Annotated in this window: 22 protein-coding genes; 21 read left to right on the forward strand and 1 reads right to left on the reverse strand. The window is 36.8% G+C overall.

The window, feature by feature from the left end:
* Nucleotides 1–57 precede the first annotated feature (57 nt).
* From IGJ50_RS08005 to IGJ50_RS08080, 16 genes are all read left to right on the forward strand, one after another.
* A complete protein-coding gene (locus IGJ50_RS08005) occupies nt 58–954 on the forward strand; it encodes an SGNH/GDSL hydrolase family protein (protein WP_069641408.1) in 897 nt (298 codons plus the stop codon).
* A 5-nt stretch (nt 955–959) separates the two neighbouring features.
* Entirely contained in the window at nt 960–1,664 is a 705-nt protein-coding gene (locus IGJ50_RS08010) for a YpmS family protein (protein ID WP_069641407.1), read from the forward strand.
* Entirely contained in the window at nt 1,661–2,170 is a 510-nt protein-coding gene (gene msrA, locus IGJ50_RS08015) for a peptide-methionine (S)-S-oxide reductase MsrA (protein ID WP_083244427.1), read from the forward strand. Before IGJ50_RS08010 ends, msrA begins: the two co-directional genes overlap by 4 nt.
* A gap of 4 nt (nt 2,171–2,174) precedes the next feature.
* Nucleotides 2,175–2,393, forward strand: coding sequence for a YozE family protein (locus IGJ50_RS08020; RefSeq protein ID WP_069641406.1), 219 nt, complete (start codon nt 2,175–2,177; stop codon nt 2,391–2,393).
* Nucleotides 2,394–2,486: 93 nt separating this feature from the next.
* Nucleotides 2,487–3,926, forward strand: coding sequence for a S41 family peptidase (locus IGJ50_RS08025; RefSeq protein WP_429949790.1), 1,440 nt, complete (start codon nt 2,487–2,489; stop codon nt 3,924–3,926).
* A gap of 147 nt (nt 3,927–4,073) precedes the next feature.
* Complete coding sequence (gene lepB / locus IGJ50_RS08030; protein ID WP_429949791.1) at nt 4,074–4,628, forward strand: signal peptidase I; 555 nt, start codon at nt 4,074–4,076, stop codon at nt 4,626–4,628.
* Nucleotides 4,629–4,636: 8 nt separating this feature from the next.
* Nucleotides 4,637–5,500 carry a ribosome biogenesis GTPase YlqF gene (gene ylqF, locus IGJ50_RS08035; RefSeq protein WP_069641403.1) on the forward strand — a complete coding sequence of 288 codons (864 nt, stop codon included), beginning with the start codon at nt 4,637–4,639 and terminating at the stop codon, nt 5,498–5,500.
* The gene (locus IGJ50_RS08040; RefSeq protein WP_429949793.1) at nt 5,490–6,257 is read left to right on the forward strand and encodes a ribonuclease HII; all 768 of its coding nucleotides are present in this window, start codon (nt 5,490–5,492) and stop codon (nt 6,255–6,257) included. The genes ylqF and IGJ50_RS08040 overlap by 11 nt, the downstream gene beginning before the upstream one ends.
* Before the next feature lie 66 nt (nt 6,258–6,323).
* The gene (gene dprA / locus IGJ50_RS08045) at nt 6,324–7,205 is read left to right on the forward strand and encodes a DNA-processing protein DprA (protein ID WP_429949794.1); all 882 of its coding nucleotides are present in this window, start codon (nt 6,324–6,326) and stop codon (nt 7,203–7,205) included.
* 120 nt (nt 7,206–7,325) lie between these two features.
* Nucleotides 7,326–9,404, forward strand: a complete 2,079-nt coding sequence (topA, locus tag IGJ50_RS08050; RefSeq protein ID WP_069641400.1) for a type I DNA topoisomerase — start codon at nt 7,326–7,328, stop codon at nt 9,402–9,404.
* Nucleotides 9,405–9,459: 55 nt separating this feature from the next.
* Nucleotides 9,460–10,785, forward strand: a complete 1,326-nt coding sequence (gene trmFO, locus IGJ50_RS08055; RefSeq protein ID WP_429949795.1) for an FADH(2)-oxidizing methylenetetrahydrofolate--tRNA-(uracil(54)-C(5))-methyltransferase TrmFO — start codon at nt 9,460–9,462, stop codon at nt 10,783–10,785.
* Between the two features lie 224 nt (nt 10,786–11,009).
* Nucleotides 11,010–11,909 carry a tyrosine recombinase XerC gene (gene xerC, locus IGJ50_RS08060; RefSeq protein WP_429949797.1) on the forward strand — a complete coding sequence of 300 codons (900 nt, stop codon included), beginning with the start codon at nt 11,010–11,012 and terminating at the stop codon, nt 11,907–11,909.
* A gap of 117 nt (nt 11,910–12,026) precedes the next feature.
* Complete coding sequence (hslV, locus tag IGJ50_RS08065; RefSeq protein ID WP_429949798.1) at nt 12,027–12,575, forward strand: ATP-dependent protease subunit HslV; 549 nt, start codon at nt 12,027–12,029, stop codon at nt 12,573–12,575.
* A gap of 16 nt (nt 12,576–12,591) precedes the next feature.
* Nucleotides 12,592–13,995: an ATP-dependent protease ATPase subunit HslU gene (gene hslU, locus IGJ50_RS08070; RefSeq protein WP_429949800.1), complete on the forward strand. Its 1,404-nt coding sequence runs from the start codon at nt 12,592–12,594 to the stop codon at nt 13,993–13,995.
* Between the two features lie 161 nt (nt 13,996–14,156).
* Nucleotides 14,157–14,948 carry a GTP-sensing pleiotropic transcriptional regulator CodY gene (codY, locus tag IGJ50_RS08075; protein WP_069641395.1) on the forward strand — a complete coding sequence of 264 codons (792 nt, stop codon included), beginning with the start codon at nt 14,157–14,159 and terminating at the stop codon, nt 14,946–14,948.
* A gap of 12 nt (nt 14,949–14,960) precedes the next feature.
* Nucleotides 14,961–15,836 carry an aldose 1-epimerase family protein gene (locus tag IGJ50_RS08080; RefSeq protein WP_429949802.1) on the forward strand — a complete coding sequence of 292 codons (876 nt, stop codon included), beginning with the start codon at nt 14,961–14,963 and terminating at the stop codon, nt 15,834–15,836.
* Between the two features lie 34 nt (nt 15,837–15,870).
* Here the strand turns inward: IGJ50_RS08080 and plsY are convergent, their stop codons facing one another.
* A complete protein-coding gene (gene plsY, locus IGJ50_RS08085) occupies nt 15,871–16,530 on the reverse strand; it encodes a glycerol-3-phosphate 1-O-acyltransferase PlsY (protein ID WP_069641393.1) in 660 nt (219 codons plus the stop codon).
* 116 nt (nt 16,531–16,646) lie between these two features.
* On the opposite strand from plsY, the gene IGJ50_RS08090 reads away from it, so the two are divergent.
* From IGJ50_RS08090 to pflA, 5 genes are all read left to right on the forward strand, one after another.
* Entirely contained in the window at nt 16,647–17,072 is a 426-nt protein-coding gene (locus IGJ50_RS08090; protein ID WP_069641392.1) for a CoA-binding protein, read from the forward strand.
* 122 nt (nt 17,073–17,194) lie between these two features.
* Nucleotides 17,195–19,273: a DNA topoisomerase IV subunit B gene (parE, locus tag IGJ50_RS08095; RefSeq protein ID WP_069641391.1), complete on the forward strand. Its 2,079-nt coding sequence runs from the start codon at nt 17,195–17,197 to the stop codon at nt 19,271–19,273.
* A 12-nt stretch (nt 19,274–19,285) separates the two neighbouring features.
* Nucleotides 19,286–21,757, forward strand: coding sequence for a DNA topoisomerase IV subunit A (gene parC / locus IGJ50_RS08100; RefSeq protein WP_429949804.1), 2,472 nt, complete (start codon nt 19,286–19,288; stop codon nt 21,755–21,757).
* A gap of 287 nt (nt 21,758–22,044) precedes the next feature.
* Nucleotides 22,045–24,291 (forward strand): formate C-acetyltransferase, encoded by a 2,247-nt coding sequence (gene pflB, locus IGJ50_RS08105; RefSeq protein WP_069641389.1) that lies wholly within the window; start codon nt 22,045–22,047, stop codon nt 24,289–24,291.
* Between the two features lie 65 nt (nt 24,292–24,356).
* Complete coding sequence (gene pflA, locus IGJ50_RS08110) at nt 24,357–25,121, forward strand: pyruvate formate-lyase-activating protein (protein ID WP_207120344.1); 765 nt, start codon at nt 24,357–24,359, stop codon at nt 25,119–25,121.
* Nucleotides 25,122–25,199 lie beyond the last annotated feature (78 nt).

Raw genomic sequence — 25,199 nt, forward strand, 5'->3', positions numbered from 1 at the left:
CTGTTTTTTCTCTGAGGGATCAAACGCTTCGTGATTTACAACAGAGGAAGGGATACAATGAAACTATTTTTACAAAAAAATTGGTCAGGTTATGCACTTTTTTTTATCACAATCATTGGTGTATTCTTGCTATTGTTAGTGGCAGTTCCTAAAGCTAAGCCAATCTTAGGTACAGGAACTGCGCAGACCGTAAAAAATGACAAAAAAGAAGTAATTCATTATGCAGCTATTGGTGATTCGTTGACTGAAGGCATCGGTGATTTAACAAATTCTGGAGGTTTTGTTCCATTAGTTGCCAAAGACTTACAAGAAAAGTATCATTTGAATGGGGTACAAACGGATAATTTCGGTAAAAACGGCGATCGCAGCGATCAAATTCTTAAAAGAATCAAAAAAAACTCTGAAATTCAAGAAGGTTTAGCCTCAGCCGATATTATAACATTGACTGTAGGCGGAAATGATTTAATGAAGGTAATCAAGGGCGATGTTTTCCGCCTGACAAAGGATTCGTTTAAAAAACCTTTGAAAAACTATCAAAAAGAAGTAGAAAAGTTACTTACAGAAATTCGTAAATATAATGCGGATGCACCGATCTATGTTCTAGGTATCTACAATCCTTTTTATCTTTATTTTCCTGATATTACTGAAATGCAGGAGATAGTGGACAATTGGAATGAGGGAACAGAAGAAATAGTTAATGCAGATTCGAATGCCTATTTTATTCCAATCAATGATTTGCTTTATAAAGGTGCTGGTGATGAAGTGGGGATCGTTAGTAGCGAAGATACCGCTGCAGCTACTACATCAAGTGGCGAACATGATATCAAAAATAATGCTTTATATGAAGAAGACCATTTCCACCCTAATAACTTAGGCTACCAAATCATGGCTAGTACTGTTCGTGAAGAGATAGTAAAAACACAAGATAAATGGCTCGAAAAAGGAAGTGAGTGACGTCAATGACAACTGAATCAGAAGAAAAAAAAGAAGGTCAAAAAATAAACAAACGCAGAAAAAAAACACCTGAAGTGAAAAATAAGGTCAACCGTTGGAAAGTAGCTTTCATCGTTTTAGTCGGTTTTATTATTGGAAGTATTACATTTGTTTTTGTAAGGATTACGCAAGTTCGTGAGCCAAATTATAAACCAGTTCCGGAACTAGTAGAAAAAGACGGAACACCTGTTGTCGCGATTCAATCAAAGAAAAAACAGATCAATGCATTGATTGATTTTTATCTTGCTGATTTTCAAAAAGGATCAGATATCACTTATAAATTCTATTTGGAAAATGAAGCGATGCTGAATGGTACATTTGAAGTTTTAGGCCATCCCATTCAATTTTATCTTTACTTTGATCCTTACGTCATGGATAACGGCAATGTGCAGCTAAAAGCGAAAAGCCTATCGATTGGAACTTTAGGGCTGCCCATGAAAGAGATTCTAAAATTCGTTCAAAGAGATTATAAGCTACCTAGTTGGGTTGAAGTAAATCCGGATGATAGTACTATTTTATTGCGTTTGGATCAATTCAGAATGCAAAATGGTCTATTCATAAGAGCAGAAAAAATCAACCTAGTAGACGATGATATTCGTATGAACATTTATTTACCAAAAGATAGCAATGCTGCAACGAACAAGAGTGACACTGAGGAGGAATCAAATTGAGCGAAAAAGCAATATTTGCAGGTGGTTGTTTTTGGTGTATGATCCAGCCCTTTGATACACAACCTGGCATTCACGCAATAACTTCTGGTTACACAGGTGGCCATGTTGTCGCTCCTACGTATGAACAAGTCTTAAGTCACACTACAGGCCATACAGAAGCGGTTGAAATCGAGTTCGACCCAACAGTAATGCCCTATGAAAAATTAGTCGAGATTTATTGGCAGCAGACTGATCCAACGGATGCATTAGGTCAGTTTGAGGATCGCGGTGATAACTATCGTCCTGTTATTTTTTACTCGAACGATCAGCAGAAAAAAATTGCTGAAAAGAGTCGCCAAAAATTACAAGAAAGCGGCCGATTCAGTGAACCTATTGTCACAACCATTGAACCTGCAACTGTTTTTTATCCAGCAGAAGAGTATCACCAAGCTTTTTATCAAAAAGATCCTGAACGTTATGAAGACGCACATGCAAACCGAGCAAATTTTATAAAAGAGAATTGGTGAAACTATGAGAAGAAGCTTTTATCATTATTTAATGACGTTAAGAGCCCCTAGAAAAACCGAAGAGAGTCAATTCGCAAATGATGCAGCAAAAGATATTCAATTTCCTAAGCAATCTGAGGATTATCATGAATTATCGAGCTATTTAGAAATGAATGCAGATTATTTGACAAACATGCATATTTTTGACGAAATTTGGGAAAAATATCTAGAAAACAATAAATAAAAAGAAGGAAAGGAGAAGAAAGCTTTTCCTTCTTTTTTTTTCGTGGTAAACTGGAAAATACGCAATGATAATTTTATAGAAAGAGATGACCTTATGAAAAATAAACAACAAGTCCCTTTTCGCCAATACCTTATTTCGATCATTTGTGTCGCCTTTTTAGCTGGCGGCAGCTGCTACATTTATTTTGACTACCAATATAAAAAACAGCTTGCGGATAGTCCTACTCAAAATGAGGACTTAAAAAAGATCGATGCTCTATATAATGAAATCATCAATAATTATGTAGGAAAAGTCGATGAAAAAAAATTGGTCGATGGAGCGTTAAAAGGCATGACCGAAGCGCTGGATGATCCTTATTCTAGTTATTTAAACGAACCAGAAGCGGACGAATTAGATCAAAGTCTTGCTGGCAGTTTCGAAGGAATCGGAGCTACCATGACGATGACAGATGATCTTCCCACCGTAGCACAAGCACCGATTGAAGGTTCACCAGCAGCTAAGGCAGGTATGAAAACCAATGATACAATTTTGAAAGTCGATGATGAAGAAACGCAAGGAAAAACCCTTACTCAAGTCGTCAGTAAAATTCGAGGGAAAAAAGGAACTGAGGTCCGCTTGACAATTGCCCGCGGGGAAGAAACATTTGAATTAAAACTAATTCGTGACACAATTCCGATCGAAACGGTCAAAGGAGAGCTAGACAAAACAGATCCCTCAGTTGGATCAATCAAAATTACCTCTTTTGGTGAAAATACGTTTAAAGAACTTCAAAAAACGATCAAAACATTAAGAAAAGATGGGGCAACTTCATTTGTAATCGATTTACGCCAAAATCCCGGCGGACTACTAGATCAAGTTGAGCAAATGGCTAGTATGTTCCTTAAAGATGGCAAACCAATCATCCAATTTGAAGATAAAAATGGCAATACCAGTGAAGAAGTTGCCTCTACTCAATTAGATAATGGCTTCAAAGTCACGGAACCAACGGTTGTCTTAGTTGATGAAGGAAGTGCCAGTGCTTCGGAAATTTTCGCAGCAGCATTAAAGGAATCTGGAGACAAAACAATTATTGGTACGAAAACATTTGGTAAAGGAACGGTTCAAACCGTTAAAAATCTTAATGGTAAAAGTGAAATCAAATTAACTGTTTTAAAATGGCTAACTCCAAACGGTGAATGGATCCATGAAAAAGGCTTAGAACCAACGATTAAAGTCGACTATCCTGACTATGCATACCTGTCTCCAATTTCTAGAGATAAGACTTTAAAACAAGGAGATTCTTCTCCTGTTGTCAAAAATGTCAATGCCTTATTAAAGGCACTCGATTATGAGGTCGATGGTCAAAGCAGTGAATTTTCTGAACAAACGAAATTAGCAGTCGAGTCCGTCCAAAAAAATAGTGAACTGCCAATTACAGGTGAGATAGACAATGAAACAGCAACTCTAATCGAAATAGCAATTGCCCAGAAAATCAAAGATAACGATGCTTTTTATGAAGCTGGTATAAAAGAACTAAAAAAAGAAAACAAATAGATTCGTAAAATTGATATAGCAAAAGTTACACGTGTATGACAATTTTAAATTTTTCACAGACAGATTCAATTTTTCCTTTAAATTAGTCGCTTTTTCTATCGTGTTTCCTTTATAATAGAATCAGTGAAAGAAAGGGAGAGAAAAAGAGTGGAAAAACGAAATTTTTATATAGGTTGCTTTATTTCTTTCATGAAATTACTCGTTCCTTCCTTAGTCTTTTTATTTATATTAAGAGGTTTTATTTTGATTCCTGTTCAAGTTGATGGTAATTCAATGGAAAAAACGCTTAGTCAAGGTGACATGATCGTGATGGAAAAGTTCTCAGCAATCAAGCGTTTTGATGTCGTGGTATTTAAGTTGCCAACAGGAGCTATTTATATCAAACGAGTCATTGGAATGCCTGGAGAGGCTGTGCGCTACGAAGATGATCAGCTCTATATAAATGAAAAGCCAATCGAAGAAGCTTTTTTAGAAAAAAATATAAAAAAGGACCACGAGCTGGCTCCTTATACAACGAATTTTGATTTAAGCAACCTTGTTACAGAAGATGTTTTACCACAAGATAGTTATTTTGTATTGGGCGACAATCGACGAATGTCAAAAGACAGCCGCTCTTTTGGCGCTGTTGAAAGTAAGTATATCTTAGGCAAGGCACAATTCGTTTACTATCCAATACCACATATGAAATTTATACCAAGATAGGTGATAGAATGACAATACAATGGTTTCCAGGGCACATGGCGAAAGCCCGAAGAGAAGTATCTGAAAAAATAAAATACGTTGATATCGTTTTTGAGTTGATTGATGCTAGATTACCTCTTTCTTCTAGAAATCCAATGATGGATCAAATCGTACAGCAAAAACCACGTTTGATCTTGTTAAACAAAGGTGATTTAGCTGACAAAGAACAAAATCAGAAGTGGCAGCACTATTTTCAAGAAAAAGGCTACCATACTTTAGTAATCAACGCTCAACAAAATAAAGGTGTCAATAAAATCATACCCGAAGCGAAAAAAGCCCTAAAAGAAAAACTCGATCGAGAACGTTCAAAAGGCTTGAAGCCGCGTGCAATCCGTGCAATGTGCATTGGAATTCCTAATGTAGGAAAGTCCACATTGATGAATCGTTTAGTTGGTAAAAAAATTGCCCAAACTGGCAACAAACCCGGAGTGACAAAAGGACAGCAATGGCTTCGATCTGGAACGGATTTAGAATTACTTGATACTCCAGGAATCTTATGGCCTAAATTTGAAGATCAAGAAATCGGTAAAAAGTTGGCTTTAACTGGTGCGATTAAAGATCAATTGCTTCACTTAGATGATTTGGCTATTTACGGATTAACTTTTTTTTCACGTTTTTATCCACAGCGTTTAGTTGAACGCTATCAGTTATCAAAAGAGGATACCTTTTTACCCGGAGCTGAACTTTTGATGTTGATCAGTCAAAAACGAGGATTTCGTGATGATTACGATCGTGCGAGTGAAATGATCATCCAAGAGATCCGCAGCAGCAAATTGGGACCCTATACATTAGATCGTTGGGAAGAATTAGGAGCTACAAAAGATGAAAACTGAATCAATTCAACAAATCAAAGCTCTACTGGCCACTATTGATAAAAGAGATGATGTACGGATATCGTTATGGCAAGCTGATGAACGTAGTGGGGTTCAACAAGCTCTTGCTCAATGGGATCGAAGGCTACAACGACACGAAAAAGAAGTAGCATTATTTGAAGAAATGCAGCTGTTTGAAAAAAGAGCACGTGCAACCGGCCATCGATTAATTGTAGGTATAGATGAGGTAGGACGCGGTCCTTTGGCGGGACCGGTTGTTGCTGCAGCAGTGATCTTACCGGAAAATTTTCAATTACTTGGCGTAAATGATTCTAAAAAGTTATCTGCTAAAAAAAGAGCGAAACTTTATGATGAAATCCAAAACCAAGCTATTTCAATTGGAATTGGTATGGTAGATCACACTAAAATCGATGAAATCAATATTTATCAAGCCTCAAAACTAGCTATGGGTATTGCATTGGAAGACCTTTGCTTCATTCCCGATTATTTATTGATCGATGCGATGAAATTAGATGTCGACATCCCACAAGAAAGTATCATTAAAGGTGATGCGCGTTCCATATCGATTGCAGCAGCAAGTATCGTTGCTAAAGTCATTCGTGATCGATTAATGGAAGACTATGCTAAAAAGTATCCAGGCTATGGCTTTGAAAATAATGCTGGTTATGGAACCAAAGAACACTTATTAGGACTAGAGCAACACGGAATATGTACGATCCATAGAAAAACCTTTGCTCCTATCAAAGATATGTATTAAAAAATGAAAAACCCCTTTTTTTGCGGATACTTACTATAACAAGTATTTGCGAAAGAAGGTTTTTTTATGGATGTAAGACAACGAACCCTACTATTTAAATTGACAGTTTGTAACGGTATTGGCAACTTAGGTATACTAAAAGTTTTGGATTTTTCAATGAAGTACAACGACTGTACTGATTTAACGAAAGAAGAAATTATTCAGATTGCTGGTATCACAACCTACCAAAAATTATTTTCTGATTCATGGGATTACTGGACAACCAATCCTGATAAGTTGAAAAAATATCAATCTCAACACAGGTTTATTACGATTTTGGATCCCAATTACCCCTATCACTTAAAGCAAATTTATAATTGCCCAGTAGTATTATTTTATAAAGGAGATATCAAGCTATTAAAAAAAAATTGTTTATCCTTTATCGGAGCAAGAGCGGCTTCTATTTATGGAATAAATGTTGTTCGAAAACTACTTCCAGAGATAATCTGTAATGAGTTGACAATTGTAAGCGGGTTAGCTAAAGGAATCGATAGTGTCAGCCATCAAGTCACAATGCAAAATGGTGGCAATACGATCGGAGTCATCGGAACTGGTCTAGATATTTGCTATCCAAAAGAAACTGCACATATTCAACGAAAAATGATGGAAGAGCAGCTAGTCATTAGTGAATATCCTAACGGGGCAGGACCTAGAAAATATCACTTCCCGATGCGAAATAGAATTATCGCTGGTATGAGTTTGGGTACCTGTGTAATTGAAGCACGTAAAAAAAGCGGGTCTTTAATCACCGCACAGGCAGCTTTAGAGTATGGACGAGAAGTATTTGCAGTCCCTGGCAATCTATTTGATACACAATCTGACGGCTGCCATCGCCTTATTCAAGAAGGAGCAAAATGTACTATTTGTCCTCAAGATATATTAGAAGAAATTCAACTTTTTTCGATTTAACTGCATCTATCCTTGACAAACCTGTAACGAATAGATATGATGAAGTACGATTTGTGAGTTCTCTACATTTTGATATATATAATAGAAGAAACACAAAAACCGAAAGGAGCCACACGTTGAATGGCGTATAAATATCTTGTTATTGTGGAATCACCAGCTAAAGCAAAAACGATTGAAAAATACTTAGGGAAAAACTATAAGGTTGTTGCCAGTGTTGGGCATATTCGCGATTTACCAAAAAGTAAAATGGGTGTAGATACTGAAAATAATTATGAGCCACACTATATCTCTATTCGTGGTAAGGGCGACGTTATTAAAAGTTTAAAAACGGCTGCTAAAAAAGCCGAAAAAGTCTATCTCGCAGCCGATCCAGACCGAGAAGGAGAGGCTATTGCTTGGCATTTGTCTTTCCTTCTCGGCTTGGATTTAAATGATAAAAATCGAGTTGTTTTTAATGAAATTACAAAAGAAGCAGTGAAATCTGCATTTAAAGAACCACGTACGATTAATTTAGATTTAGTAGATGCACAGCAAGCACGTCGTATTCTAGATCGTTTAGTAGGTTATTCACTAAGTCCAATTCTTTGGCGCAAAGTGAAAAAAGGCTTAAGTGCTGGTCGAGTACAGTCTGTAGCACTTAAAATTATCATTGATCGTGAAAATGATATTCGCAAATTTATTCCAGAAGAATATTGGAGCATTGATGGTAATTTTCAAAAAGCAAAGAAAAAATTTAAGGCTAATTTCTGGGGGCTGGATGGTAAAAAGAAAAAATTACCGAATGCTGAAGCAGTAAAAGAAGTAACTACTCGAATCAATGGCAAAGAATACGATGTGACAAAAGTTGAAAAGAAAGAGCGGAAACGTAATCCTGCGTTACCTTTTACAACCAGTAGTTTACAACAAGAAGCAGCCAGAAAATTAAATTTCAGAACACGAAAAACCATGATGGTTGCACAACAACTGTATGAAGGTATTGCTTTAGGCAAGCAAGGAACTGTAGGTTTAATTACCTATATGCGTACAGATTCCACTAGAATTGCAGATTCAGCGAAAGCAGAAGTAGCCGAATACATTGAAAAAAATTATGGCTCTGAATTTTCAGCACACGGCGGACGGAAAGTGAAAAATGCTCAGGGCGCTCAAGATGCCCATGAAGCCATTCGTCCTTCTAGTGTTTTACGTGCACCAAATGAAATCAAACAATACTTGGACAAAGATCAATTAAAACTCTATACGTTGATTTGGTCACGTTTAGTTGCTAGTCAAATGACACCTGCTGTTTTGGATACAATGAAAGTGACATTGGAACAAAATGGTGTGATTTTTATTGCAAATGGTGCCAAAGTGAAATTTAAAGGATTTATGCAGGTTTATGTTGAAGGCCGCGATGATGGTAAAGAAGACAAGGAAAATATTTTACCTGATCTAGTTGAAGGCGATAAAGTCAACGCTCTTGATATTGAACCAAAACAACATTTCACTCAGCCGCCAGCAAGATTTAGTGAAGCTACATTAATTCGTTCGTTAGAAGAAAATGGTGTCGGTCGTCCATCAACTTATGCGCCGACTTTAGAAACGATTCAAAGACGTTATTATGTTAAACTAACGAATAAACGATTTGAACCTACTGAATTAGGTGAAATCGTCAATTCATTGATCGTTGAATTCTTCCCACAAATTGTAGATGTTCATTTTACTGCTTCAATGGAAGGTGATTTGGACAAAATTGGTATTGGACAAGAAAAATGGGTTGAAGTAGTCGATCGTTTTTATCGTCCTTTCGAAAAAGAATTGACGAACGCAGAAGAAAAAATCGAAAAAATCCAAATCAAAGATGAACCTGCTGGTTTTGATTGTGATCTATGTGGCCATCCGATGGTCATCAAGTTAGGACGTTACGGCAAATTTTATGCATGTAGCAATTTCCCAGAGTGTCGCAATACTAAAGCAATCGTCAAAGAGATTGGTGTTACTTGTCCCGTATGTAAGGAAGGTCAAGTCATTGAACGTAAATCAAAGAAAAATCGCTTATTCTACGGCTGTAGTCGCTATCCAGACTGTGATTTCACCTCTTGGGATAAACCAATCGGGCGTCCGTGTCCCAAATGTGGGCAATATCTTGTTGAGAAGAAAGTCAAAGGTGGAAAACAAGTCGTCTGTATCAACGGTGATTATGAAGAAAACGTTCAAAAATAATAAAATTAAAACCAGCGGACAAACCCGTTGGTTTTTTAAAGAAATGAGGAAATAGATGATTACTCCTGTAACAGTTATCGGTGCTGGCTTAGCCGGCAGTGAAGCCGCTTGGCAAGTTGCCCAAGCGGGTGTGCCAGTCACACTTTATGAAATGAGACCAGTAAAAAATACGCCTGCACATCAAACAGAAAATTTTGCTGAATTAGTTTGTTCAAACTCTCTACGAGGAAATAATTTAACGAACGCGGTTGGCGTTTTAAAAGAAGAAATGCGACGTTTAAATTCGATCATCATTAATAGTGCAGACAAAACAGCTGTTCCTGCTGGAGGGGCATTAGCTGTTGATCGTGATGATTTTTCACAAGAAATCACTGAGAAGATAAAAAATCATCCACTAATTACTGTAAAAAATGAAGAAATCACAACAATCCCTGAAGGAATCGTAATCATCGCAACAGGTCCACTAACCTCAGAAGCGTTAGCTGAACAAATCAAGGAGTTCAACGGCTCGGATGGTTTCTATTTTTATGATGCAGCGGCACCGATCGTTGACAAAGCAACGATCGATATGGATAAAGTATACTTAAAATCTCGTTACAATAAAGGAGAGGCGGCTTACTTAAACTGTCCAATGACCGAATCAGAATTTAAAGCATTTTACGAAGCCTTGATTTCAGCTGAAGTTGCACCACTCAAGTCTTTTGAAAAAGAGAAATTCTTTGAAGGATGTATGCCTATTGAAGTAATGGCCAAACGTGGAATCAAAACAATGCTATTTGGTCCCTTAAAACCAGTTGGCTTGGAAGACCCTAAGACAGGTAAACGTCCCTATGCTGTGATTCAATTACGTCAAGATAACGCAGCAGCTTCTCTATACAATCTTGTAGGATTTCAAACTCATCTAAAATGGGGAGAACAAAAGCGTGTTTTCCAAATGATTCCAGGTTTAGAAAACGCTGAGTTTGTTCGTTTTGGTGTAATGCATCGAAATAGTTTTATGAACTCACCAGAATTACTAAAACCGACATATCAATCTCAAAAAAGAGAGAATTTATTTTTTGCTGGACAAATGACAGGTGTTGAAGGGTATGTAGAAAGTGCAGCTAGTGGTTTATTGGCCGGCATGAATGCTGCTCGTTTAGCAAAGGGAGAAGAAACGATCATTTTTCCAAGAGAAACAACTTTAGGTAGCATGGCTTATTATATTACCCATGCTGAGGGAAAACATTTCCAACCTATGAATGCTAACTTTGGACTATTCCCTGAAATGCCTGAAAGAATTCGGGATAAAAAAGAACGCTATGAAGCCATTGCAAATAGAGCATTAACGGCATTAGCACGTGTCATTGAAGAACAAAATATTATAGATCAAACAACTTAATCAAAAGACCGAAGTAAGCACAACTGTTTACTTCGGTCTTTTGATTAAGTAACAAATAAGAGGATAAAAAAATTAAATTACACCTATAATTTATGAGGATTTAAAGGCAAATATGAATAAATTGTTACCAAATTTGAAAATATTGATTAAATTCTGACAATTCATTTGTCTTTTCAAAAAGGTTATGCTAAAGTTACGTTGTAATTTATTGGAGGATGCCTACTATGCAAGAAAAAAACTGGCCTGAACTATTTTTAAGTTACTTGATCGTTGAACGAGGCTATTCTGAAAAAACCAAAATTGCTTACGAAGAAGATATCCTCAATTTCTTTGATTTTCTAAAAGATTCAGGTGAAGCAGACTATTTAAACGTCGATCATTTAGATATTCGGACGTACCTCAGTTTTCTTTATGACAAAGAATATAGTCGAAATTCTATTAGTAGAAAAATTGCCAGTCTACGATCTTTCTATCAATTTTTACTAAAAAACGAAGTAATGAAAGAAAATCCTTTTTCCTATGTACATATGAAGAAAAAGCAATTACGACTTCCACGTTTTTTCTATGAAAAGGAAATTGATGCCTTATTTGAAAGTGCGAAAGGAACAAAACCTTTAGAGCTAAGAAATCAAGCACTTCTAGAAATTCTTTATGGAACGGGGATACGTGTTAGTGAATGTACGAATTTGACCTTACAGGCAATTGATTTTTCTGCTAATGTATTACTGATTCACGGGAAAGGTAATAAAGATCGGTATGTTCCTTTTGGCTCTTTTGCACAAGATGCGCTTAAAGAGTATTTGGAAAATGGTCGAGCAGTTTTGATGAAGAAGTACCAACAAGAACATGCTTTTGTTTTTGTGAATCATCATGGTGAGCAAATCACACCAACTGGAATCGAATATGTCTTGAATCAACTTATAAAAAAAAGTTCATTGACCAGCGATATCCATCCGCATATGTTACGCCATACATTTGCGACTCACTTATTGAATCATGGTGCTGATATGCGAACTGTTCAAGAATTATTAGGTCATTCAGATTTATCGACCACACAAATTTACGCTCATGTAACAAAAGAAAGTTTACAAAAAAATTATCGAACGTTTCATCCTCGTGCATAAAAAATGATCAGCGACCCAAGCTATCTGAAAACGAGTTTGTTTTATTTTTTTAAATTATCTAGCGAAACAAATCTTTCACAATCGATTTGTTTCGCTTTGAAATCAGGAGGAATGGTAATGGTAGAATCACAATTTCATTCAACAACGATTTGCGCTGTTGAAAAAAATGGGAAATTTGCGATGGCTGGTGACGGACAAGTAACGATGGGAGAATCTGTTGTTATGAAAGGCACAGCTAAAAAAGTTCGTAGAATCTATAACGATGAAGTAGTTGTCGGCTTTGCGGGTAGTGTAGCAGATGCATTTACACTCGAAGAAAAGTTCGAAGGAAAACTAAATGAATATAACGGAAACTTAACTCGGGCGGCAGTTGAATTAGCTCAAGAGTGGCGTACTCAGCAATCTATGCAAAAATTAGAAGCAATGCTGATCGTAATGAATGATAAAGAAATGCTTTTAGTATCAGGCACGGGTGAAGTGATCACGCCTGACGATGGCATCTTAGCGATTGGCTCAGGTGGTAATTTTGCACTATCTGCGGCACGAGCAATGAAACGTTATGGTGACAAAGAAATGTCAGCCAAAGATATCGCAAAAAATGCATTGAACATCGCAGCTGATATTTGTGTCTTTACCAATCACAATATCATTGTAGAAGAATTATAAATGGGGGACAACAACCATGAACGAACTAAATAAAACACCAAGAGAAATCGTTAAAGAATTAGATGACTACATTATTGGACAAGAAACAGCGAAAAAATCTGTTGCGGTAGCCTTGAGAAATAGATACCGTCGTCTACAACTCGACGAAAAAATGCAGCAAGATGTAACGCCTAAAAATATGTTGATGATCGGACCTACTGGTGTAGGGAAGACAGAAATTGCTAGACGACTAGCTAAAATCGTCAATGCTCCTTTTATCAAAGTAGAAGCAACGAAATTTACCGAAGTTGGTTATGTGGGTCGCGATGTCGAATCGATGGTCCGTGATCTTGTAGAACAAGCCATTCAAATCGTTGAGAAACAACAATATAGCCGTGTTTATTCACAAGCTTTGAAAAAAGCGAACAATCGCTTGGTAAAAGTGTTAGTACCTGGTATCAAAAAAGAGCACAAACAAGCATCAAACAATCAATTTGAACAAATGATGCAAATGTTCAATAGTGCACAACAACCGCAAGAAGCACAAGAAGAGATAACGGAAGAAATCAAAGTAAACCGCAAAACGATTCTTGAGCAGTTAGAAAAAGGCTTATTAAATAATCGCGAAGTTACAATTGAAATAGAAGAACCAAAAAAGACAATGCCTGCAATGAATAACGGGATGGAACAGATGGGTATTGACTTAAACGAAACGTTAGGTGCGTTATCTCCCAAGAAAAAAGTAGAGCGAACAGTAACCGTTAAAGAAGCACAAGAATTATTAGTAAAAGAAGAGTCGGCAAAAATCGTCAAAGATGCGGATATCCATAGCGAAGCTATTCGTTTAGCAGAAAGTAGTGGGATCATTTTTATCGATGAGTTTGATAAAATCACATCAAAAAGTCAGCAAAATTCCGGTGAAGTTTCTCGCGAAGGTGTTCAACGTGATATTTTGCCGATTGTAGAAGGGTCACAGGTCAATACAAAATATGGACCAATCCAAACAGATCATATTTTGTTCATTGCATCAGGTGCGTTCCATTTATCTAAACCTAGTGATTTGATTCCAGAATTACAAGGTCGTTTCCCAATCCGTGTGGAATTAGATGATTTGACAGCTGAAGATTTTATACGGATTTTAACTGAGCCAAATAACGCATTGATCAAACAATATATTGCATTGATCGGAACTGAAAATGTCACAGTAATCTTTACTAAAGAAGCCATCGAGCGAATTGCCAATATTGCTTTCAATGTCAATCGCGACACAGACAATATCGGTGCTCGTCGTTTGCATACAATTTTAGAACGTTTATTGGAAGACTTATTGTTTGAAGCACCAGATATGCAAATGGGTGAAATAACAATCACAGAAGCATACGTAAATGAAAAATTAAACAGTATTGTTCAAAACGAGGATTTAAGCCGCTACATTTTGTAGGATGATCTGACAGTTCTTTCAGTGGTTGCTTTGAAATAGGCCGAGAAACACAACGAAGAAATGAGTGGATGTTAATTGGTAAGAGGGGAAGCAAGGTGTCATGGTATTACCATGTGTTATCTAGCTACACGAGCTACGCTTTTAAATTAGGAGGAGTAAAAATGGCTACTTTATTAGAAAAAACGCGTCAAATCAATAAGCTTTTACAACAGAAAAATACATTTGATCAAAAAGCAGAGTTACCCTACGACAAGATGGCAGTCATTTTAGGGGATGTCTTAGACAGTAATGCCTACATCATCAGTAACGAAGGAGTTCTGCTAGGGTATAACGAAAAATTAGATGTAAATAATGCACGTGTTAAACACATGTTTGAAGAAAAACGTTTTCCCCAAAGCTATACAGATGCAGCTGACAATTTAACTAAAACAGAAGCGAATATTTCAATCACCAGCGACTTAACTGCTTTTCCAGTTGAGTTACGTGAAAAATATCCCTTTGGCTTAACTACGATCGTACCAATGTTTGGTGCAGGTGAACGGTTAGGCACGATTATTTTGGCAAGAGTAGAACAATCCTTTGACGATGAAGATTTAGTTTTAGCTGAATATAGCGCAACAGTTGTTGGAATGCAAATCCTTTATCAACAATCTAGAAACATCGAAGCCAATGTTCGCAGCGCAACTGCTGTTCAAATGGCGATCAATACATTATCTTACAGCGAATTAAAAGCTGTTCAAGCAATCTTTAAAGCCTTGGACGGAGAAGAAGGTCGCTTGACTGCGTCAAGTATTGCTGATGAAATAGGGATTACTCGTTCAGTTATCGTTAATGCCTTAAGAAAATTAGAATCAGCGGGTATCATAGAATCAAGATCTCTTGGAATGAAGGGAACTTATTTGAAAGTCTTAAATAAACAATTTATCAAAGAATTGGAAAAAGATAACAAATAGGAGGCAGCAAATATGACTGTACAAATTGAAAATGAATTTCTGATTGCAACAATCGCAGAAGATGGTGCTGAATTAGTCAGCTTGAAATCAAAGAAAAATAATATTGAATACATCTGGCAAGGAGACCCAGCTTTTTGGGGACGTCATGCACCTGTCTTATTTCCAGTCGTTGGCCGTCTTAAAAATGATCAATATACTTATGAGAATCAAACGTATCCCATGGGACAGCATGGATTTGCTAGAGATGCTCTTTTTGAAGTAATCGAGCATGGAACAGAACTAGTCTCGTTATCTTTAAAAAGTAATAAAGAAACGAAGAAAGTTTATCCTTTTGATTTTGAGTTGATTCTTTCTTATGCTTTAGAAGAAGAGAGCCTAGTGGTTGGTTACCAAGTTGAAAATACAGGATCTAATGATATGTACTTCTCAATCGGTGGACATCCGGCATTCAATGTTCCACTAGAACAAGGATTAACATTCGATGATTATTATTTAAGCTTTTCACCTAAAAAATCTCGTACTCAGATCCCACTAGTTGGACCGTTTGCCGATTTTGAACACAAAACGTTGGGTCAAACAAATACAAGCCTTGATATTCGAAGAGAATTGTTTAAAGAGGATGCCATTATCTTCGAAACCAAAGGGGCCAATGCGATCACTATTGAAACTGATGAAAGCTCCCACAGTATTAGCTTAAGCTATACTGACATGCCTTATGTAGGTATTTGGTCTCCTTACCAAAAAGATGCACCCTTTGTGTGTATTGAACCTTGGTGTGGTATTGCAGACGAAGTAAATGCAACAGGAAATATTGTGAATAAAAAAGGGATCAATAAATTAGCTGCATCAGAGGTATTCAAAACCCATTACACACTTACAGCTAAATAAAAATAAAAAAACTAGAACGTGAGATGTCGAAACCTCACATTCTAGTTTTTTTATTTTTTGTTTCTTTTTCAGGCTTAGAGCCTAGTCCAAAAGGTACACGACTTTCTGTGCCATCTTTGATCCGTTTTATATTATCCTTATGGCGAATAAAAATAAAAATGGTCAAAGCTAAAGCAATCGTGGTCAATAACCAATCAAATTTAGGCAATATCGCTGGAATAGCAAAGGGTAAAACGACTGTTGACAAAGTGATCAATACTGCGCTGATCATGCTAGTTAAGCTAACCATACTAGTAATGTATAACATAATAATAAAAATTAAGGCAGAATAAACAAAAAATGCTGGATTGTAAGCTAAGATCATCCCTGCACTCGTAGCAACCGCTTTTCCTCCTTTGAAATGTGCAAAAACTGGAAATGTGTGACCTAAAACAGCTGCAACACCAAATACCAACGGATTGACATTTAAAGAAAATAGAAAGGGTAAACTAGTGGCTAATGTGCCTTTTAAGATATCCATAAACAAAACTGCAATACCAGCTTTTTTTCCCAATACTCTAAATGTATTTGTCGTTCCTGTATTGCCACTACCAAATTGACGAAGATCTTTTTTAAAAAATAGTTTTCCGACCCAAACACCGGAAGGGATAGAACCGAGTAGATAAGCTATAATCAATAACACAAAGAATTTCATTGAGCAACCTCTTTCTGTTCAAACTAGCATTTATTTTATCACGAATAGAAACAGCTAACAATAATTAAATATTCGTTGTATAATGAAAGTAAGAGAAATTAGAAAGGATGATCAAAATGCCAATAGAAAACCCATCACAAAAACAAATTTTTAATTACTTAAAACAAGCCAAACGAATCGCAGTCGTTGGACTAAGTGCCAAAGAAGACCGCACAAGTTATAAAATTGCTAGATTACTACAAGAATATGGCTATGAAATCATTCCTGTAAATCCGATTTTAGCTGGGCAAGAAGTCCTTGGCGAAAAAGTCTATGAAAAATTACAAGATGTACCAGGTCAAATTGACATTGTCGATATTTTCCGTCGAAGTGAATTTTTACCTGAAGTAGCACATGATTTCATAGAAACTGATGCAAAAGTCTTTTGGGCCCAATTAGGTTTGGAAAGTGAAGAAGCTTCGGAAATATTGAAAAATGCAGGAAGAAATGCTATTATAATGAATCGTTGCATAAAAATTGAATTAGCCGAAATGCCTAAATAGATGTAAATAATCTTAAGAAAGAGTGGCCGTTTAGGAAAGCTCTTTTTTTTTGAGAGCTTTTAGAGTATTATTGTAATGATGTGGCCTTTGGCCCTATAATTCAAGTATAAGGAGTTTTTTCTTTGGCGAAAAAAGTAAACAATGAATACAATGACGCCTCCATCCAGGTTTTAGAAGGATTGGAAGCTGTAAGAAAAAGACCAGGAATGTATATCGGCTCCACAGACAGCCGTGGATTACATCATTTAGTCTATGAGATCGTTGATAACGCAGTTGATGAAGCATTATCCGGTTATGGAAATGAAATCAGTGTCACGATCCAAAAAGACAATAGTATCAAAATCACTGACTCTGGCCGCGGAATGCCAGTTGGAATGCACGCATCTGGAATCCCAACCGTAGAAGTGATCTTTACCGTTTTACATGCAGGAGGAAAATTCGGCCAAGGCGGTTATAAAACTTCTGGCGGACTGCATGGTGTAGGTGCCAGCGTAGTAAATGCGTTATCTAGTTGGTTAGAAGTGCGCATCGTCCGTGACGGTGTTGAATACATGGAACGTTTTGAAAATGGCGGAAAACCCGTTGGAACTTTAAAAAAAGTAGGAAAAACGAATAAAAAAAATGGGACTTCTGTAATTTTTCTTCCTGATGATACTATTTTTTCTACTATCCATTTTTCATACGATACATTAGCAGAGCGATTAAGAGAATCTGCATTTCTATTAAAAGGTGTCAAAATTTCTCTAACAGATCTTAGAGGAGAAGAACCAAAAGAGGAAGTCTTCCATTATGATGAGGGAATCAAAGAATTTGTTGCCTACCTTAATGAAGAAAAAGATACATTAACACCTGTTGTTTATTTTTCAGGGGAAAAAGATGGCATCGAAGTTGAGCTTTCTTATCAATATAATGATGGCTATTCAGAAAATGTCCTTTCATTTGTCAATAATGTCCGCACAAAAGATGGTGGTACTCATGAAGTAGGGATGAAGTCTTCAATGACAAAAGCTTACAATGAGTATGCAAGAAAAGTCGGTTTGCTAAAAGAAAAAGATAAAAATTTAGAGGGTAGTGACTTCCGCGAAGGATTAGCTGCTGTATTATCGATTCGCGTTCCGGAAAACTTATTACAATTTGAAGGTCAAACCAAAGAAAAACTTGGGACGCCAATGGCGCGTAATGCAGTGGATAATGTCGTTGGAGAGCAAATGGGCTTTTATCTGCAAGAAAACAGCGAAATGAGTCAACAATTGATCCGTAAGGCGATCAAGGCTCGTGAAGCGCGTGAAGCAGCACGCAAAGCCCGTGAAGAAAGTCGAAATGGCAAAAAACGGAAAAAAGGCGAATCTCTTTTATCTGGAAAACTAACACCGGCTCAATCACGAAATCCTAAAAGAAATGAATTATATTTAGTCGAAGGAGACTCTGCCGGTGGTTCAGCTAAACAAGGACGCGACAGAAAATTCCAAGCGATTTTACCTTTACGAGGAAAAGTGCTAAATACTGAAAAAGCCAAAATGCAAGATATTTTAAAAAACGAAGAAATCAACACAATGATCTACACAATCGGTGCGGGTGTTGGTCCAGAATTTTCAATTGAAGACTGTAATTATGACAAAGTCATCATCATGACCGATGCGGATACCGATGGAGCACATATCCAAGTCTTACTGTTAACCTTTTTCTATCGCTATATGAAACCACTGATTGAAGCTGGCAAAATCTATATTGCGTTACCGCCACTTTATAAAGTATCAAAAGGAGTTGGCAAAAAAGCAGTAACAGAATATGCTTGGACAGATGAAGAATTATCTAACGTGACGGAACAAGTCGGTAAAGGCTATATGCTTCAACGCTACAAAGGTCTAGGGGAAATGAACGCTGATCAGCTGTGGGAGACTACAATGGACCCTGAGACACGTACGTTGATCCGAGTTAGAATAGATGATGCTGCACAAGCAGAACGCCGTGTAACGACACTCATGGGCGATAAAGTAGAACCAAGAAGAAAATGGATCGAACGCCATGTACAATTCACACTAGAAGAAGATGGTAGTATCTTAGATCGAAAAGATGGTGAGACGGAGATTTCTCCATCCATTTCAAATGAAGTATTAGATGAAGAAAAAAAAGAAGAAACTGAACGTAAAAATGCAGAGACAGACGCAGCAGCAGAAATCAGTTTATTCGACTTAGAGTAGGGAGTGACGAATTTGGAAAAACGCCAAGATATTCAAGAATTAACACTTGAAGAAGTAATGGGCGATCGTTTTGGAAGATATTCCAAATATATCATTCAAGAACGTGCCCTACCAGATATTCGTGATGGGTTAAAACCAGTACAACGTAGAATTTTATTCTCCATGAACAAAGATGGTAATACGTTTGAAAAAAGCTTTAGAAAATCCGCTAAATCTGTCGGAAATATCATGGGGAATTATCATCCCCATGGTGATAGCAGTATTTACGAAGCGATGGTGCGCTTAAGTCAAGACTGGAAACTTCGAGAAGTTCTGATCGAAATGCACGGAAATAATGGGAGTATGGATGGGGATCCGCCAGCTGCGATGCGTTATACAGAAGCTCGTTTATCTGAATTAAGCGGCGAGTTACTGAAAGACATCGAAAAAGAAACGGTCGATTTTGTTTGGAACTTTGATGATACGGAAAAAGAACCTACTGTTTTACCAGCGAAATATCCTAATCTACTAGTCAATGGTTCTACAGGGATTTCAGCAGGGTATGCAACGGAAATTCCGACACATAATTTAGCAGAAATCATCGATGGTACGATTTATTTGATTGATCATCCTAATGCAACCTTAGATAAACTACTGGAATTCATTCCAGGACCTGATTTCCCAACAGGTGGTATCTTACAAGGAAAAGAAGAAATCAAAAAAGCCTATGAAACAGGTCGTGGAAAAGTGATTCTGCGCTCAAAAACCAGAATCGAATCTTTAAAAGGCGGCAAACAGCAAATTATTGTGACCGAGATTCCTTATGAGGTCAACAAAGCTACCTTAGTTAAAAAGATGGATGAAGTTCGCTTAAATAAAAAAATCGACGGTATTGCTGAAGTTCGCGACGAGAGTGACCGTACAGGCTTACAGATTGCTATCGAATTGAAAAAAGATACCAACGCTGAAGGGATTCTAAATTATCTTTTCAAAAATACCGAGCTTCAAATCAATTATAATTTCAATATGGTTGCAATCGATAATATGACCCCCCAACAAGTTGGGTTAAAACGAATTTTAGACAGCTATATTGCTCACCGTAAACAAGTGATCACAAACCGAAGTCAATTTGAACTGAACAAAGCCAAAAAACGGCAGCATATTGTTGCAGGCTTAATCAAAGCGTTGTCAATTTTAGATAAAGTGATCGAAACAATACGCGGTAGTAAAGATAAAAAAGATGCGAAGATGAACTTAGTGAAAGCCTACGCCTTCACAGAGGAACAAGCTGAAGCCATTGTAACATTACAATTGTATCGTTTAACCAATACAGATATCACTCAACTTGAAAAAGAAGCTGATGAGCTAAATCAGCTCGTTACTGAATTAACTAAAATCCTAAGCGATGAAAAAGAATTATTCAACGTAATGAAAAAAGAATTGCGTGAAGTCAAAAAACAATATGGCAATCCTCGCTTAACTAAGATCGAAGATGAGATCCAAGAAATCAAGATTGATACCAAAGTTTTGATTGCCCAAGAAGATGTAATTGTCACTGTAACTCATGAAGGATACATCAAACGCAGTAGCTTACGTTCCTATAGTGCATCAAAACCAGAAGAAGTCGGGATGAAAGAAGGAGATTTCCTTCTTTATACTGGTGAAGTCAACACATTAGATCATATTTTATTAATTACAAATAAAGCCAATGTGATCTATCGACCAATCCACGAACTTCCAGATCTAAGATGGAAGGAAATAGGAGAACATATTTCTCAAGCCATTTTAAATCTTTCAGTAGATGAATCAATCATCGCTGTTTATACTTACAAAGAACTTTCACCAACGAAAACGTTTGTCTTTATGACAAAAGAAGGTATGATCAAGCAAAGTAAGATGACTGATTTTGAACCTTGGAGAACCTATAAGAGTCGTCCAACTAACTGTATGAAATTGAAATCTGATTCCGATGAAATCGTAAATGTTTACCTAACGAATGAACAGAAAGTTTTAGATGTCTTTTTAGTTAGTCATCGTGGTTTTGGCTTACGATATCCACTAGACGAAGTACCCGTAGTGGGCGCAAAAGCAGCAGGTGTCAAAGCGATGAATCTAAAAGATCAAGACTATGTAGTCAATGGATTGCTTGTTCATGAAGACGGAGATACACCGATTGTGATTTTGACTCAACGAGGAAGCATCAAACGGATGCTTGCCCAAGAATTACCGCAATTAGGTCGTGCTAAACGTGGCCTAATGGTTCTTAGAGAATTGAAAAAAAATCCCCATCGTGTAACCTTTATGTCAGAAAGTAGCCCGTTAGAATTATTAGTTACGACACAAAACGGCAAACAATACACACTTGATTCTGAAAAGTATCCAATTAATGATCGAACATCCAATGGTTCTTTCATGCTTGATGAAAAACAAGACGGTGAAATTTTAGAAGTTCATGAAATGCATACTGCTGAATTAGAACAAAAATCAGCAGAAAATTCTAATTAAACAAGTAAGCTGTTCTATAGAATTAGCAAAAAGAGGTTTCTGTACTAGTACAGAAATCTCTTTTTATATTACAGATTTCTTACTATTTATCTTTTTATATAATAAATTAGTTAAATACATCACAAAGATAAAACGCTGTTAAATAGGTTTTTCTGATGGATTTTAATGAAAGAATCGCTAATTAGCTCAAAAATTATTAAGGAAAGGCTTGCATAAAAACGACTATGTGTTATACTAATCACATAAAGCTGTTACAATAGATTTCAGCATACTAAGGAGGCCCCAAAATGGAGCAATGGAAAGGCTTTAAAGGCGAAAAATGGCAAACATCAGTAGACACGCGTGACTTTATTCAAAGAAACTACACTGAGTACACAGGTGATGATTCTTTTCTAGAGCCAATCGCACCTAGCACAGACAAGTTATGGACAAAATTACAGGAATTATTTGAAGTACAACATGAAAAAAATGGCGTGTACGATATGGACACAAATATTCCTGCAACAGTAACTTCTCATGAACCTGGATATTTAATCAAAGAAGAAGAAACAATCGTAGGTTTACAAACAGATGTACCATTGAAACAAGCATTCATGCCTTTTGGTGGCATTAACATGGCTAACAACTCTTTGACTTCAAATGGTTACGAAGTAGACCCAGAAATGTCTAAGATCTTTTCTGAATGGAGAAAAACTCACAACCAAGGTGTTTTTGATGCCTATACTCCAGAAATGAGATCCGCTCGTAAAAACAAAATCATCACAGGTCTTCCAGATGCTTATGGTCGTGGCCGTATCATCGGTGACTATCGTCGTATTGCATTATATGGTATGGATTTCTTGATTACTGAGAAGAAAAAAGACTTAAGTAATACTGGTAATAAAGTAATGACAGATGACGTGATTCGCTTAAGAGAAGAAATTTCTGAACAAATCAGAGCGATGGCCGATCTTAAAGAAATGGCTTCAACTTACGGTTTCGATATCTCAAAACCAGCAGCAAACGCTAAAGAAGCAATTCAATGGTTATACTTTGGTTACTTAGGTGCCATCAAATCACAAAACGGTGCAGCGATGTCTATCGGACGTATCTCTGCATTCTTAGATATCTATATTCAACGTGATTTAGAAGCAGGTGTGATCACTGAATTTGAAGCACAAGAAATGATCGATCACTTAATCATGAAATTACGTATGGTTAAATTTGCTCGTACACCTGAATACAACCAATTATTCTCAGGTTATCCAATTTGGGCTACATTATCAATCGCTGGTATGGGCTTGGATGGACGTTCATTAGTAACTAAAAATGATTTCCGAATCTTACACACACTAACAAACATGGGTCCATCTCCTGAACCTAACTTGACTGTGTTATATTCTTCACATTTACCAGTTGGATTTAGAACGTTTGCCTCTAAAATCGCAAAACAAAGTTCATCTATCCAATTCGAAAATGATGACTTATTACGCGCTAACTGGGGATCTGACGACTGCGCAATCGCATGTTGTGTGTCTGCAACAGTGATGGGTAAAGATATGCAATTCTTCGGTGCTCGTGCGAACTTAGCAAAAGCGGTTCTTTACGCAATCAACGGTGGTGTAGACGAAAAAACTAAAATGCAAGTAGCTCCTAAATTCCGCCCGATGACAGGTGATACTTTAGACTATAACGAATTCATTGATCGTTATAAAGATATTATGGATTGGTTAGCTGAATTATATGTAAATACTTTAAATGTTATCCACTATATGCATGATAAATATTCTTATGAAGCAGCACAATTAGCCTTCATGGAAAGCAACTTACAACGCACATTTGCAACTGGTATTGCAGGGATTTCACATGCTGCTGACTCAGTAATGGCAATCAAACATGGTAATGTACAAGTAATTCGTGACGAAGATGGTTTAGCAATTGATTATGTTCCTCAAAATGAGTTCCCAACTTATGGTAACGATAATGAAGAAGCAGATGCAATGGCTAACTGGATTCTTGAATACTTTATGACTCAAATCAGACGTCAACATACGTACCGTAATGCGAAACCTACAACATCACTATTAACAATCACTTCAAACGTTGTTTACGGTAAAGCAACTGGTAACACACCAGACGGACGTCGCGCTGGTAAACCATTAGCTCCTGGTGCTAACCCAAGTTACCAAGATGGTAAATTCTTAGGTGAGAAAAATGGCCTGTTAGCATCACTTAACTCAACTGCTAGATTAGAATATACAAGTGCATTAGATGGAATTTCTAACACACAAACTATCAATCCTAATGGTTTAGGTAAAGACGATGATACAAGAATCGATAACTTGCGTAACGTAATGGATGGCTACTTTGATAAAGGTGGTTATCACTTGAACGTTAATGTATTCACAAACGAATTATTGTTAGATGCACAAGCTCATCCGGAAAAATACCCGAACTTAACAATCCGAGTATCTGGATATGCCGTGAAATTCCGTGATTTAACTCCTGAACAACAAGCAGACGTTATTTCAAGAACTTCACACGACAGACTATAATAAACAAACAATTGAAGGGTTGACCTCGTGTCAGCCCTTTTTTTAAAAGAAATGAGGAACGAACAATGACAACTCCAGTTATCGGTAGAATTCACTCTACAGAAAATTTTGGGACCGTTGATGGACCCGGTGTTCGATTTATCGTATTTACACAAGGGTGCCGCATGCGCTGCCAATTTTGTCATAACCCAGATACTTGGAAAATTGGTTCTGGTGGACGTGAAGTCACAACTGATGAAGTTTTAGATGAAGCAATTAAATATCGTTCTTATTGGGGGGAAAAAGGTGGGATCACTGTCAGTGGTGGCGAACCATTACTTCAATTAGAGTTTTTAACTGACTTATTTAAAAAGGCCAAAGAAAAAGGTATACATACGACAATCGATACTTGCGGCAAACCATTCACAAGAGAAGAACCTTTTTTTAGTGAATTTGAAGAATTAATGAACTATACTGACTTGTTGTTATTTGACATTAAACATATTGATAATGAACAGCACAAGTTACTAACTTCATTAGGTAATGAAAATATTCTCGAAATGGCTCAATATCTTTCTGAAATTGGCAAGCCTGTTTGGATTCGTCACGTTCTAGTTCCAGAGCGTAGCGATTATGATGACTATTTAATTCGTTTAGACACCTTTATTAAAACTCTGAAGAATGTCGATAAGGTTGAAGTGTTACCGTATCATACAATGGGTAAGTACAAATGGGATGAATTAGGTTTACAGTATCCATTAGATGGGATCGAACCACCTAAAGAAGAACGCGTAGCAAATGCGAAGAAACTGCTTCATGTCAATGACTATCAAGGATATGCAGCAAGATAGTTTAGAAAAATAGAAAAGAGCGACAATTATTGTTGTTTCTTTTCTATTTTTTGTTATTATTAGTAATGAAGAAAAAAT

It is taken from the genome of Enterococcus sp. AZ101 (genome assembly GCF_050499005.1).
GTDB classification, from domain to species: domain Bacteria; phylum Bacillota; class Bacilli; order Lactobacillales; family Enterococcaceae; genus Enterococcus_L; species Enterococcus_L ureilyticus.